Genomic DNA, 13,170 nt, shown 5'->3' on the forward strand with positions numbered 1-13,170 from the left:
TTTCACGTTTGACGTTGGTCACCAGATCCAAAGCCATTTGGCCTTCAAATTACAACCGAGCCGGGCTGCGATCAACCACCATGGGACCACCGTGCGGTGCCGTCAGCCCGGCTCGTCTGATACGGCCAGAACAGCGTCCAATAGACCCGGAAATCGCTCATCGATCTCTTCGCGGCGCAGCTCGTTCAAGTGCGTTGGTCCATCTGTGCGGGTAAAAACCAGGCCGCCCTCTCTCAAGACTTTAAAGTGGTGGGACATGCTGGACTTCGGCCGGCCCCCATCCAGTGCAGAGCATGTGGCCCGTCCCTCATTTGAAAGCTGACGCACGACGCCCAGCCGTACAGGGTCGCTGAGGGCGTAGAGCACCTGGGTGAGAGTAACGTCTTTCAAAGCGGGATGTGGGATGGCGCGCATGATTCATTCTAGCATCACAAGGTGTTGTTGCAAAGTTCGATTGTAATCGAACTATCGAAAATATATATGTGCATTTATAACGATCAATTGGAGTCTCCATGTCATCCTTGTTTACCCCTTTCACACTCAAAGGCATAACACTGCGAAATCGCATTGCGGTATCGCCGATGTGCCAGTATTCGGCCGAGGACGGCATCATCAATGACTGGCATCACGTCCATCTGGCTGGACTCGCGCGCGGCGGGGCAGGTTTGGTGGTCGCTGAGGCGACAGCGGTATCGCCGGAAGGCCGGATCACTCCCGGATGCGCAGGCATCTGGAACGATGAGCAGATTGAGCCTTGGAAAAAAGCGGTGCATTTGATGAAGGCGGCAGGTGCCGTTCCCGGGATTCAGATCGGACACGCGGGCCGCAAAGCGAGCGCCAATCGTCCATGGGAGGGAGACGACCATATTTCCGGGTCTGACCCGCGTGGCTGGGAAACGCTGGCACCATCCGCCATTGCGTTCGGAGCAAATCTTGGCAAGGTGCCGCAGGCCATGACCCTTGCCGATATCGAGCGTATCACGGCAGACTTTGTCTCTGCGGCGAAGCGGGCGCTGGCCGCTGGCTTTGAATGGCTTGAGCTTCACTTTGCTCATGGCTATCTCGGACAAAGCTTCTTTTCGACCTGGTCTAATAAGCGCACAGACAATTATGGCGGTGACTTTGACGGACGAGCCAGATTTCTGCTCGAAACGCTCGCTGCTGTTCGCGATGTCTGGCCCGAACATTTACCGCTTGCCGCTCGCTTTGGCGTGACCGAATTCGACGGTTCGAACGACCTGGAAGAGGGGATCGAAATGGTTCGCCGCTTCAAGGCTGGCGGCCTCGACATTATTGATGTCAGCATTGGCTTCTCCACACCGACCGCGAATATTCCGTGGGGGCCTGCTTTCATGGGGCCGATCGCCCAACGGGTACGGCGTGAGGTTGGACTTCCCGCCACCACGAGCTGGTTCATCAGCGAGCCAAAGCAGGCCGATGCACTGATCGCAGACGATTTTGTAGATATGGTGTCGCTTGGCCGCCCGCTGCTTGCCAACAGCCATTGGCCTTATCAAGCGGCGCTTGAGCTAGGTATCGACAAGCCGTCCTGGACACTTCCCGCACCATATGCTCATTGGCTGGAACGCTACAGAACGGCCTGAATCTGAACAGACCGTCGCGACAGAATAACCACCGCGATTAAGGAAACCGCGGTGGTTACAGTTTGTAATCTCTGCAAAAAATGGCGCGATAGAAAAGAGCGGCAGTCTTTGCGACAGAGGCTCGCCGCTTCTGTCGCACGGTCCAACCCAGGCCGGATGACTTGCCAATATTATGGGCGATGCCCCAAAAGAACATAAATCAGCGACTTAGTTAATAAAACGAGGTCTCTAACAGTCTGTTCAAGAATTGCTGCTGGTCTGGCGAAAATGGTGATTTTGAGAACCGGAACGGAGCGTACTTAACGTACGTGAGTACAAGCATTCCAGGAAAAGTGCGAAGCAGTTTTTCGTTTGGAAATGCGATTGCATCATTCAAGCGCAGAAATTGCCATTTGCAGACGGCCAGCGGCTATTCTTGGACGGACTGTAAGGTCCGTATCTTTTTGGGACCTGTGCTATTCATCTCAAGGGATACAGAATAACTCGCGGCTATGGTGAACGGCCAGCGGGTATCGTTTACCGCCACAGAACGGAAATCCAACATTGAAGCGAACTGTCTGTCCTGATCCACACATGCTGTGGCCACAGCGTTATAACTATTGGTAATCAACCCACGGCCTGCAGGAATTAGGAAGTCTGAAATCGACCTGTTAGCGTCATTTTGACTAAAGCCAAGACCTGAGAGTGAGTGAACCTGGTGGCGAAACCCTTTCCTCAGACGATTACCCAAGCTCAAGGCCAGTTTCTGGAAGGATTGTCGCCCCTCTCGGTCGTCAAGACGTGCCTTGAGCGTATCCAGGAACAGAACGATAAACTTGGGGCGATGATCTTCATAGCGCGTGCGGAGGCGCTTGAAGAAGCGCAAAAAGCGGAAGCGGCAATTCGAGCTGGAAAACGAATTGGCCCGCTGCACGGTATTCCCGTTGCGATCAAAGACATGATCGATGTTCGTGGCTGGCAAACGACCGGTGGATCTCACCTGCTCCATGGGGACCATGCAGTGAACGACGCCCGTTGTGTGGCAAACCTGAGATCGGCTGGCGCGATCATTATTGGCAAAAGCAATCTGCACGAACTCACGGCAGGCAACCACGATAATCCCTGGTACGGAAAGGTTGTCAATCCGCTGGACGCCGAAAGAGGCACCGGCGGAACGAGCAGCGGTTCGGCGGCAGCGGTAGCAGCGGGCTTTTGTATCGCCGCCATCGGAACCGACACCGGTGGATCGAACCGCTCAACCGCCGCAGCGACCGGTCTCGTGGGGTTCAAGCCAACCAATGGTGTCATTGACCCGACAGGCACGATGCCCACCGCGCCGACCTTCGATACAATCGGTCCAATCGCTAGAAACGTGGCGGATGCCCGTCTGCTTCATTATGCCATGGCAGGAATCGATACGCCGGAGAAGAGACGTGTGTCGGTTGCGGGAATGCGAATTGGTCTGTGCCCCGATTTATATGCAGCAGCGGTTGACCCCGCAATTGCAACCGCACATGACGCGTTTCTGGCCTTAGCACGAAGGGCGGGCGCGCAAATCCAGGTCCTCCCATTCCGGTTTGCCCGCGAGGTTCGCGAAGCAGGGCTGACAATCCTGGTGTATGAGTTCACGGCTTTCTATGGCCCGCTTGTCGAAGCGCATCCCGGGCGGGTTGGGGCAGCGGTTCTCGCGTTTCTATCGAATGGAGCCTTGATTTCAGAAGCCGCCTATCGATCAGCGCTCGCGTACCAAGCGCAAATCCAAGGTGAATTTCACAGACTGTTGTCAGAAGTCGATGTTCTGCTGACGCCAGTTGTGCCGGGACTTGCACCACGGCTGTCGGACGAGCAGACGGCAGTGGGAAACGACTTCATGCCTTATGGCCTGGCCGGAGGTCACTTTCGCCGCTGGGCAAACTTTTTCGGTGTACCAGCGCTTGCAATGCCGGTGCCCATGGCGGGTGCGCTTCCAGCATCCATCCAGATCACAACGCCTAGAAACACGGAAAACTATCTGTTTTCCGTCTGCGAAGCTTTGAGCCGACTGGAGACCGGCTCGACCTGTTAAATCTGCCATCAACAAAAAAAGGGGAATTAAAACATGAAAAAGATCGCAATTGTACTGTCCGTCATCGCCGCAACATTCGGCATGACCAAGCCGTCCTCCGCTGCTGACGATGTCATTCGTTTCGGCGTGGCCGCTGAGCCTTACGCACCGTTCTCAGTAAAAGATGCCAGCGGCAAATGGCAGGGTTGGGAAATCGACCTCATGGACGCCGTTTGCAATCAGATGAAGGCCAAGTGCGAGATCGTTGATGTCGCATGGGACGGCATCATCCCGGCTCTGCTTGCCAAGAAGTTCGACGTTATCTGGAGTTCCATGTCGATTACCGACGAGCGCAAGAAGGTCATCGACTTCACGGACAAGTACTACTACTCTCCCAACGTGCTCGTTGGCGCAAAGGCTGATACACGCAGCTTCGATGTCGCCAAGCCCGAGACCTTCAAGGGCATTACCGTTGCAGCGCAAAGCTCCAGCCTGCAGGCCACCTACATGCAGCAGAAATTCAACGGTATGTCTGACCTCAAGCTCTATCCGACCCTTGATGATGAGATTGCCGACATACAGGCAGGCCGCGTCGACCTCATGGCCGCAGCTGGCATCCAGATCCAGGACTTCCTGAGCAAGCCTGAGGGGCAGGCTTACGAAATCAAAGTGACATTGCCTCACGAAACGATGTTCGGTTATGGCGACGGCGGCGGCCTACGCAAGGAAGATACCGCACTGAAGGACAAGTTGAATGCCGCTCTCAAGGCGGTGCGCGCCAGCGGTGAATACGATGCGATCACCAAGCGCTATTTCAACTTCGACATCTATGGCGAATGATGATCGAGTGAAGGGTTGGAGCCGGTCCTTCATGGCCGGCTTTTCTTCAAACTCGACGAATTGATGCGGCATGGATGCAAATATGGCCTGGTTCACTTTACTCAGCTTTGGCGACCAAGGCTGGAGCGACGAGCTGCTGCAAGGCGCGTGGCTCAGCATCAAGATTTCCCTCAGTGCCTACCTCATCGGGTTGGTGCTTGGGCTAGTCGGCGCCATTGCCAAACTGTCGAAGAGCGTCGTGGCCAGATCTTTTGCCGGCACCTACACGACAGTCATCCGGTCTGTCCCGGATATTCTCGTTATCTTTTTGATCTATTACTCGGCGACCGACGCCCTGAGCTATTTATTGAGCATGTCGGGCCTGTCGGTTGAGTTCCAGCTGAATGGCTTTATTGCTGCCGCGATCTCGCTTGGCGTCGTCCAAGGTGGCTACAGCACGGAAGTATTGCGCGGCGCAATCGTCGCCGTGGCTCGCGGTCAGACCGAAGCAGCCTTTGCAGTGGGACTAACGCGCAAACAAGCGTTCTTCCTGGTGATCATCCCACAGATGTTGCCGCTGGCGCTGCCGGGGCTGGGTAATCTATGGCTCATCGTCCTCAAGGAAAGCTCATTGGTAAGCCTCATCGGGTTCACAGAACTGGTGCTGGTCGGCAAGATGGCCGCCGGTGCCACGCGGCACTACCTGCTTTTCTATGCGGCGGTCGGCGTGGTGTTTCTCATTATGTCCGGCGCGTCCACGCTTGTGTTCCATTATCTCGAAGTGAAGACTTCTCTCACCTGGAGGCGTAAATAAGATGTCTGATTTCGGATCTTATCTCTCCGGTGAACTTATCACAGGCTTGCAGACGACAATTGTGCTGTTCCTGGCTTCTGCTATCACCGGCAACCTGTTGGCGCTTCCGGTGGCGCTGGGCAGGATATCCACGCGGAAGTGGATCAGATATCCTGTTATCGGTTTCATGCTCTCGTTTCGCGGCACACCGCTTCTGGTCCAGCTTTACATCTTCTACTTTGGCGTCGGCCAGGTTCTGGCAACAGTTCCGGCAATCCGCTACAGCCCTCTTTGGCCGCTGTTGCGCAGTGCAAATGGCTATGCTTACGTCGTGCTTTCGTTGAATACTGCCGCCTATTGTGCGGAAATTTGGAGAGGTGCCATTCTCGGCCTCCCGATCGGGCAAAGCGAGGCGGGTCGCTCGCTTGGATTGTCCAAACAACGAATCACTGTATCAATCCTGCTTCCTCAGGCATTCCGGCTGGCGCTTCCGGCGATTGGCGGCCAGAACATCCTACTTTTGAAGGGAACAGCGCTGACCGCCGCCATTACGGTTTTTGAGACAATGGCAACGGCCAACCTTGTTCGCGCCCAGACCTTTCGAACCTACGAGCCGCTGCTCGCAGCAGCTCTTGTCTACTTTGTCCTGGCCTCGATCATCACCTCTGGCTTCAAATATATGGAAACCCGGTTGGCTTCCCGATACTAATCGAGGCCTCTTTGCTGTTTCTCGTCAATGGAGGCTAGGGTGATCCCAGGGGATGTGGATTTTACACCGCGTGAGGTCGAGGTCTTTGCGGCGGTCATGTTGCATGGCACGACGACGAAGGCGGCCGATGCCCTCGACATCACCCAGCCAGCAGTTAGCAAAATCCTGTTGCAGCTGACGAACAAGGCTGGCTTTCCGCTATTTCGCAACCATCGTCAGCGTTTGATCCCGACACCGGAAGCCCACATGCTCTATGCTGAGGTGCGCCGGTTGTTCGAGACGGTTCGCGGAATATCGCAAATCGCGAAGGAAATCCGGGAGCTCCGGAGTGGCCGTCTCAACATCTCAGCCCTGCCTGCTTTCGGGTCGACGCTGATGCCTTCGATCATTGCAAGCTTCACGAAACAATATCCCGACGTCGCCATAACCCTGGATATCAGGAGCTCGTCGACAATCATCCAGCGGGCGGGGCGAAATCAGCTCGATATCGGTGTCGCGTCAGAGGTCAACGATGAGACACCGTCGGTGGTTCGGCGTGCACTCATTGCCACCCCTCCGGTCTGCGTCATGCCCAAGGGCCATCCGCTGAGCAAACTTTCCGTCGTCCAACCAGACGATTTTGACGGCTTGAATTTCGTGTCGTTGGGCGTCGGTGATCCGATGCGCAAACAGCTTGACGAACTCTGTGAGCAAAGAGGGGTGAACCGCTCCCTCAAGGTTGAGGCGGCACTTTCGCATTCCTGTATTAATCTGGTTGCCAACGGGGTTGGGGTGACGGTGGTGGATCGCCTTTCCGCTTGGATGGCAAAAGACCTGCCAATTGAGATCCGCGACTTCCAGCCGCATCTCGACATCAATCTTAGCGTCTATAGACCATGGGGCACAATCGCCTCGTCTGTGGCCGACACCTTCATCGAGCATCTTATCCAGTCGACGCGGGAATATATGAACGTCGTTGACCGTGGGATCAAAGCCCTCAGCGAGCAGTAATACGAAGATTCATTGAAAATGACTCTTCGTATTCCTTTTGAAAATATCTCAAGCCTCTGACGCATTGGAGATATTTTCAATGTCTTCAAGTCGAGGATGCGTCAGCATGTCAGAGACTTGGTATAAGCTGTAGGGAAGGCAGGCTTCGTGGATCGACGACGCCCACCACGGTGATTATCGTGTCAGGCTATCGACCAGTTCAAAAAGCCTGCGGATATCGTGCTCTTCATTGTAGACGTGTGGAGTGATCCGCATTTTGGTGCCACGAACGGTGACAAAGGCCTTGTTGTCCTTCAGGTTTCTGGCGAAATCCGGCCGGAAACGCTGTCCGAGCTCTATAACCGATATGTGCGGTGCGCGGAGGTCCTTCCGGGGACCTTCAAAGCCCCGCGCTTCCGCTTCCTTCCAGATCAATTCGTTCAGATGCACCAGGCGCTCGAAGACCGCAGTCGATCCCCAGCTCTGCAGAAGCTCGAGCGAACGAATGGCAATCGGCAGCACGGCGAAGTCAGACCGTTCGCCCATGTCGAACCGGCGCGCACCCGGAAGATAATCTGGCATAGTTTCAAGGTAGAAATCCGGCCGCTCCCCGCCCTTGCGGTTCCACGAATGGAATTCGATCGGCTTGCCGGCTTCCTGCCATTTCTTGTCGGCATAAAGGAATGCCAAACGATAAGGGCCGAGCAAAAACTTGTAGGTTGCAAAGGATAGGAAGTCAGGGCGTATCCTGGAGACATCGAAGGGCACGGCGCCGACCCATTGCGTACCATCCATCACGAGGGCAGCTCCGACCGCATGGGCCGCATCGGCGACGACCTCGATATCGACGCTCATGCCCTCGAACCAATGGACGATGGTACCGGCCACGACCGACACAGGAACGGTTGAGCCCTTGATGGCGGCTGCGAGCGCTGAACCCCACTCCTGGTCAGGACGACGAGGCACCGTTACAACCGTCGCTCCCTTCTTCTCGGCCAATTCATACCAGGCATAGCGGTGCGACGTATGCTCGTTGTCCATCATCATGATGACGGAGCCAGGCGTAACGTGAACATTTGCTGCGGCAACAGCGATCCCATAGCTGGTTGCCGGAATAACGCCGACGTCGTCGATGGATGCTCCGACGAACGATGCGGCAAGCTCCCTGACGCGCTCCACCTCGTCATAGTAGGAGTTGATGGTCATGTCCCAGGGAGCCGCCTTGACCAGAACCCCATCGCAACCGGCCTCAGTGGCGATGTTCGGGATCGGCGACATGTAGGCCGCATCGAGGTAGATCACGTCTTCGGGAATTGAAAACGCATGTCTTTGGCTGGGAAGCATGTCAATCCTCACAATGATACTTCGACGCCGAGACCAAGGCCTCTCGCCTTCTGGAAAATGAAGTTGGCAAATAGGATGTCCTGGGCAGGAACACCGAGCGAGCGATAGAGGGTGATCTCAGATGTCGAGGTCCGCCCGGTGATGGTGCCATTCAATGCTGCGCCAATCTCACCGATCAGGTTTGAAGGGCCAATGATGCCTTTTTCTAAAGGCTCGAAAATGTCTGACGCTGCTGCCATTGCCATTGGCATGTAATCGACCCAGATGCGCGAGCGCTTCACACATTCGAGGTCCACCTCCTGGAGAGCTGCGACACTCGCTCCAACCGCGTTGATATGGGTGCCGGGCGTCAGCCATTCTCCCATCAGCACAGGCGACTTTGCTGATGTTACCGTGCAGACGATGTCCGCTCCCTCCACCGCCGCTCGAGCCGTCCCATAGGGAACCGTCGGGATGCCCAGCCTGGTCTGGTGATCTGCGAAAAACTTTGCCTTCTCGGGATTTCGACCCCACACGCGCACACGGGATATGTCGCGGACCGCACGGATCGTTGCAATATGCCGTTCGGCCTGCTCACCATAACCGATGAGTGCCAGTTCGCAGGCGTCGGGGCGCGAAAGCGCACGCGTGGCCACCGCGCTTGCCGCCGGTGTCCGCAGACCTGTAATGGCGGTGGCGTTAATCAGAGCATCGGGCCGTCCAGTCTGCCGATTAAAAAGCAGAACGCCACCCTGATGGGAGGGCAATCCATTCTCAAAGTTTTGCGGGTAAACCGACTGGACTTTAGCCCCAAATGGCTCGGCTTCGCTTGCTGATCCATACATGATGGAGAGACATGTTCCGGCTGCACCGGGAAGGGTCAGAATCCGACGGATGTCTTGTTGTGCTGTCTCGTCCGATGTTTTTCTCAAGGCGAGATCCGCAAGCACGATGGCCTCATCAATGGAGACCAGAGACTCAGCGGTCGGTCCATCAATCACCAGAAGTGTGTTCGAGTATCCCGTTCGGGATGGCGATGAAGACATTCTGGCCTCGCGCTGGTGGTACACAAGGCAAGAAATACCATCAAAGAGAAACCCCGCGATTGGCAAACTTGATAACCTGGAGAGGCGAGCTTCTGCCTATTTCTCATAGTCATGTGATGCACTTCCGATCCGGGAAACCTTCATAACTATTGCTTATAAACCGCCCCGTTGTGGTTGTTTGACCCTCCGCTCCTGCGTCACCCATACATGCTCACATCATTCCATTTATTGCCTTCCGAACTGAGGGTGGAATGCCGGTCGAACTGAGGTCAAGAGGAGAAAAATATGCGCGTCGTAGTGATAGGGGCCGGGATCGTTGGCAGTTCCGTGGCCTATGAGGCAGCTAAAGCCGGGGCTCAGGTAACCGTACTTGAGGCTGGGAGGATCGCTGGCGGAGCATCCACCTCCAGTTTCGCCTGGACCAATGCGACGGGCAAGAGGCCTCAGCCCTACTTCGCGTTAAATGTTGCCGGCATGCGGGCGCATCTCGATCTTGCTCGTGAATTTGGTCATGCACCATGGTTCCACCAGACCGGCAGCATCGAATGGTATTCGGACGAGAGCGATTGGCCAGCCCAACTCGACAATGCCGACCAAATGCGCGACTGGGGCTACGGTGTCGAGTGGATCAGCAAAAGCCGGCTGACTGAGCTGGAACCGGAAATCGATCACGGCGCAATCAAACAATCACCGCTCGTCTATTATCCCGAAGAGGGTTGGGTCCATCCAGCTCTCTATGCTGCCTGGCTTCTGCGCGCGGCGAAAGAAAAGTGGAACGCCGATATCCGACCGTTCTCCGGCGTCACGTCGATCGATGTTCAAAATGGCGTAGCGAAAGCGGTCAAGACCGTCGACGGAGCGGCCTTTGAGGCTGATGCCATCATCAATTGCACGGGTAGCTGGGCGGCGCATGTTTTGGAAGGCGTGCCAGCCATTCCGATGGCATCGAATATGGGCATTGTGGGCTTCACATTGCCGATCGCGACAACGCTTCGTCGTCAATTCCATATGGACGATCTTGATGTGCGTCCGGATGGCGCCGGCCGTCTCATGATCCACAAGGTCTCGGTCGACTCTCTCGTCACTAAGATGCAGCCCCTGAACACGCAAGGCCCGGAAGCCGCCCTCCTGCTGGACGCCGTTAGAAAGGTTCTGCCCGCGATTCAGCCTGACGATATGGAATCGATCCGCACGATCGTGCGACCGATACCCGGCGACAACCTGACCTGCAGCGGGTGGGTTCCTGGAGTGGATGGCTATTACGTTGCCGTCACCCATAGCGGCGTATCGATCGCACCTCATCTGGGCAAAGCGGTAGCTCAGGAGGTGGTCCGCGGGCGTCTCCACGAGAGCCTCACTGATTTCCGCCCTGACCGCTTTCTAGCCGCAAAGAATGGAATGGGACAAAGAGCATGACGATTACCCGCATCGCGAAAACCGAACGACTGAGCCGTGTCGTTATTCATGAGAAAGTCGCATATTTCTCAGGTCTGACTGCCGATGACAGGAGCCAGGACACCGTCGGTCAGACCGAGCAGGTGCTGGCCAAGGCCAACGCTTTTCTCGTTAAGATCGGATCGAACCGGTCGCTTCTGGTTAGCGCGACAATCTGGCTGCGGGACATCGAGGATTTTGACGCAATGAACAGCGCCTGGACTGCATGGATCGACAAGGACGAGCCACCAGCCCGCGCAACAGTTCAGGCGGTTCTAGGCTTGCCGGATATCAGGATCGAAATACAATTCACGGTCGCTCTACCGTAACAGCGGCTTTTGGCTGGGTAATAGTTCATCACATTGACCATCAGTTGAAAAGCCAACCCAGGCAGAGAAGGGCTTGTCCCATCCCTCCTTTCGTCAAAAGGGAACAGAACTTGGCTAAAACGTCAGATGTTTAATCGCGGACTTAGTTCTTTCATCCGGTTGAGAATGCGGACGCCAATCCTGGCTTCTGATTGTCGCAGGGGCAGTCGACAAATGGCAATGTCACGCCTCTTGGAACGGGGCAAGCGACCCGTTCTTTTTGGTCTTATTTTTCTCCCGTCCGCCTGGCGAACCAACGCCGCTACTAGAAACCACGGGTAGAAAATCCAATGAATTCGCGGGCAAAGCGTCGGCGATGGCAGGCGAATGAGCGGCGCTCGTCGATATCTGACAGGTTTGACAATGCATAGAGCGAGGAGCATGTTTTCAAAAAAAGTCAAATGGGAGGAGACCATGACTTACAAAAGCATCAGAGCACTGGAGCGCGGTATAGACGTGTTGCAGTACCTCAATACGGTTAAAGGAGCTGCACCGCCGGAGATTGCTGAAAACGTCAATCTTCCACGTCCTACAGTCCATCGAATTCTTGAAACGCTGAGCGAACTCAACTTGGTCTATCGCAGTCAGCTTGGAGACGAATATCGTCTTAGCTCTGGCGTGCAGCGATTGGCGGGCAACAGGTCATCCGTGCGGCTGAATTGGATTGATGAAATCGCCTTGCCAGCACTGCTCGAACTCACATCGGAGATCATTTGGCCGTCGGACATTGCTGTTTGCCACAAAGCTGCAATGATCATCCAGGGAACCACACATCGCATCAGTCCCATGTCGTGCGATGTCGGAATGGTGGGCAATCGGCGTTCCATGCTGATGAGCCCGCTGGGCCGTGCCTATCTCAGTCACTGCCCGGATGACGAGCTAAAGTCTATTCTTTGCGCTCTGAACGCGTCATCGGCATCTGAGGATAAGGGCGCGCGCGATCGCGCTTTCATTAAGGAGATTATTGAAACGGGTCGTCGTGATGGTGTTAGCGCCTGCAACGAACGACCGCACCCGCGATGCGCCAGCCTTGCTGCACCCATTCGCTTGAATGGGAAGGTACTTGCCTGCATGAACGTTGTCTGGCGGGCCAATATGCTCACGATTGAAGACGCAATGGATCAGATACGTGACCCATTGCTCGCGACGCGTGACCGGATCGAAGCTCAACTCCACGAACAGTTCGCACGACCGGCGCTGGGCTCGACAAGCTTCCCTGAAACATACACCCTGCGGACGGGAACGCGTGATCGCTTGCCTCACAGTCTAGCCCTTGCTTGATTGCATCAATATGGCCCGCCCACGAGGGGTTTCCTTCGTGGGCGGCCCCTATTGGCTCAGAGGAAGGACAAAGCATGACCAAAACACTTGGATTTCTTGGGGCAGGTCGCCTCGCACAGATGCTCGCACCAAAAGCGATAGCCGGTGGCTGGCGGGTTATTCTTTCGAACTCGCGTGGACCTGAAACATTGGCTGATTTGGTCTCTCAACTCGGACCAAATGCCAGCGCAGCCACCAGCAAAGACATGGTGTTGGCCGCCGACATTATTATCCTTGCAATCCGGTGGCCACAAATCGCCGATGCCACAGCTGGTCTGCCCTGGGACGGCAAAACCGTGATTGATGCCACCAACAATCGTCTCGGCCCGAAGCCTGAAGATGTCATCGTCATCGGCGATGCAATCGCCAGTGAACTCGTCGCAGGTTATCTACCCGGTGCAAAGCTGGTCAAGGCTTTCAATCATGAGCCGATCCCTGTGTTCGACAAAACACTTCCTCCCGCCGGGGATGAAAGCGTGCTTTTTCTGGCTGGCGCAGATGCGGAGGCAAAGAAGCAAGTCGCGCAATTGATGCGGGATCTGAAGGCAACACCGATTGATCTTGGCGCGATTGACGAAGGCGGCTTGCTCATTGCCATGGGTGGCCCGCTGACGAACAAGTTCAAACTATACACACCCGCTGAAGCCGAAGCTGAAACAAAAGCTGCGCTTGTCTAATACGAAGACACGGAGAACATGACTGTTCGTATTCTATTTTCGAATATCTCAATCATCTGATGCATTTGAGATATTCGGAATTTTG

The 13,170-nt window shown here is 55.5% G+C and carries 13 protein-coding genes; 10 read left to right on the forward strand and 3 right to left on the reverse strand.

Going from position 1 to position 13,170, the window contains the following annotated elements:
- Nucleotides 1-102: 102 nt before the first annotated feature.
- The gene (locus AVI_RS27290) at nt 103-414 is read right to left on the reverse strand and encodes an ArsR/SmtB family transcription factor (protein WP_015918489.1); all 312 of its coding nucleotides are present in this window, start codon (nt 412-414) and stop codon (nt 103-105) included.
- Between the two features lie 98 nt (nt 415-512).
- On the opposite strand from AVI_RS27290, the gene AVI_RS27295 reads away from it, so the two are divergent.
- From AVI_RS27295 to AVI_RS27320, 6 genes are all read left to right on the forward strand, one after another.
- The gene (locus tag AVI_RS27295) at nt 513-1,604 is read left to right on the forward strand and encodes an NADH:flavin oxidoreductase/NADH oxidase (protein WP_015918490.1); all 1,092 of its coding nucleotides are present in this window, start codon (nt 513-515) and stop codon (nt 1,602-1,604) included.
- Between the two features lie 697 nt (nt 1,605-2,301).
- Nucleotides 2,302-3,648, forward strand: coding sequence for an amidase (locus AVI_RS27300; protein WP_187152418.1), 1,347 nt, complete (start codon nt 2,302-2,304; stop codon nt 3,646-3,648).
- Between the two features lie 33 nt (nt 3,649-3,681).
- Nucleotides 3,682-4,467: a transporter substrate-binding domain-containing protein gene (locus AVI_RS27305; RefSeq protein ID WP_015918492.1), complete on the forward strand. Its 786-nt coding sequence runs from the start codon at nt 3,682-3,684 to the stop codon at nt 4,465-4,467.
- 82 nt (nt 4,468-4,549) lie between these two features.
- A complete protein-coding gene (locus AVI_RS27310) occupies nt 4,550-5,260 on the forward strand; it encodes an ABC transporter permease (RefSeq protein WP_187152419.1) in 711 nt (236 codons plus the stop codon).
- Between the two features lies 1 nt (nt 5,261).
- Entirely contained in the window at nt 5,262-5,948 is a 687-nt protein-coding gene (locus AVI_RS27315; protein ID WP_015918494.1) for an ABC transporter permease subunit, read from the forward strand.
- Between the two features lie 39 nt (nt 5,949-5,987).
- Nucleotides 5,988-6,938: a LysR family transcriptional regulator gene (locus tag AVI_RS27320; RefSeq protein ID WP_071203964.1), complete on the forward strand. Its 951-nt coding sequence runs from the start codon at nt 5,988-5,990 to the stop codon at nt 6,936-6,938.
- A gap of 174 nt (nt 6,939-7,112) precedes the next feature.
- Here the strand turns inward: AVI_RS27320 and AVI_RS27325 are convergent, their stop codons facing one another.
- Both AVI_RS27325 and AVI_RS27330 read right to left on the reverse strand, forming a co-directional pair.
- A complete protein-coding gene (locus AVI_RS27325; RefSeq protein WP_015918496.1) occupies nt 7,113-8,261 on the reverse strand; it encodes an aminotransferase class V-fold PLP-dependent enzyme in 1,149 nt (382 codons plus the stop codon).
- Nucleotides 8,262-8,269: 8 nt separating this feature from the next.
- The gene (locus AVI_RS27330) at nt 8,270-9,286 is read right to left on the reverse strand and encodes an ornithine cyclodeaminase family protein (RefSeq protein WP_015918497.1); all 1,017 of its coding nucleotides are present in this window, start codon (nt 9,284-9,286) and stop codon (nt 8,270-8,272) included.
- A gap of 285 nt (nt 9,287-9,571) precedes the next feature.
- Between AVI_RS27330 and AVI_RS27335 the strand changes: the two genes are divergently transcribed.
- The 4 genes from AVI_RS27335 to AVI_RS27350 all read left to right on the forward strand — a co-directional run bounded on the left by AVI_RS27335 (nt 9,572) and on the right by AVI_RS27350 (nt 13,085).
- Nucleotides 9,572-10,702: an NAD(P)/FAD-dependent oxidoreductase gene (locus tag AVI_RS27335; protein ID WP_015918498.1), complete on the forward strand. Its 1,131-nt coding sequence runs from the start codon at nt 9,572-9,574 to the stop codon at nt 10,700-10,702.
- Nucleotides 10,699-11,049: a RidA family protein gene (locus tag AVI_RS27340; protein ID WP_015918499.1), complete on the forward strand. Its 351-nt coding sequence runs from the start codon at nt 10,699-10,701 to the stop codon at nt 11,047-11,049. The genes AVI_RS27335 and AVI_RS27340 overlap by 4 nt, the downstream gene beginning before the upstream one ends.
- Nucleotides 11,050-11,502: 453 nt before the next feature.
- Complete coding sequence (locus tag AVI_RS27345) at nt 11,503-12,369, forward strand: helix-turn-helix domain-containing protein (protein ID WP_071203967.1); 867 nt, start codon at nt 11,503-11,505, stop codon at nt 12,367-12,369.
- 74 nt (nt 12,370-12,443) lie between these two features.
- On the forward strand, nt 12,444-13,085 hold the full coding sequence (locus tag AVI_RS27350) for an NADPH-dependent F420 reductase (RefSeq protein ID WP_015918501.1): 642 nt from the start codon (nt 12,444-12,446) through the stop codon (nt 13,083-13,085).
- Nucleotides 13,086-13,170 lie beyond the last annotated feature (85 nt).

This window comes from Allorhizobium ampelinum S4, assembly GCF_000016285.1.
Classification (GTDB): Bacteria; Pseudomonadota; Alphaproteobacteria; order Rhizobiales; family Rhizobiaceae; genus Allorhizobium; species Allorhizobium ampelinum.

Excerpts from the sequence above, each read along its gene's own strand:
- AVI_RS27350 (WP_015918501.1), top strand. The coding sequence starts at position 12,444 with ATGACCAAAACACTTGGATTTCTTGGGGCAGGTCGCCTCGCACAGATG.
- AVI_RS27315 (WP_015918494.1), top strand. The coding sequence starts at position 5,262 with ATGTCTGATTTCGGATCTTATCTCTCCGGTGAACTTATCACAGGCTTG.
- AVI_RS27340 (WP_015918499.1), top strand. The coding sequence starts at position 10,699 with ATGACGATTACCCGCATCGCGAAAACCGAACGACTGAGCCGTGTCGTT.
- AVI_RS27345 (WP_071203967.1), top strand. The coding sequence starts at position 11,503 with ATGACTTACAAAAGCATCAGAGCACTGGAGCGCGGTATAGACGTGTTG.
- AVI_RS27310 (WP_187152419.1), top strand. The coding sequence starts at position 4,550 with ATGGCCTGGTTCACTTTACTCAGCTTTGGCGACCAAGGCTGGAGCGAC.
- AVI_RS27295 (WP_015918490.1), top strand. The coding sequence starts at position 513 with ATGTCATCCTTGTTTACCCCTTTCACACTCAAAGGCATAACACTGCGA.
- AVI_RS27325 (WP_015918496.1), bottom strand. The coding sequence starts at position 8,261 with ATGCTTCCCAGCCAAAGACATGCGTTTTCAATTCCCGAAGACGTGATC.
- AVI_RS27305 (WP_015918492.1), top strand. The coding sequence starts at position 3,682 with ATGAAAAAGATCGCAATTGTACTGTCCGTCATCGCCGCAACATTCGGC.
- AVI_RS27330 (WP_015918497.1), bottom strand. The coding sequence starts at position 9,286 with ATGTCTTCATCGCCATCCCGAACGGGATACTCGAACACACTTCTGGTG.
- AVI_RS27335 (WP_015918498.1), top strand. The coding sequence starts at position 9,572 with ATGCGCGTCGTAGTGATAGGGGCCGGGATCGTTGGCAGTTCCGTGGCC.
- AVI_RS27290 (WP_015918489.1), bottom strand. The coding sequence starts at position 414 with ATGCGCGCCATCCCACATCCCGCTTTGAAAGACGTTACTCTCACCCAG.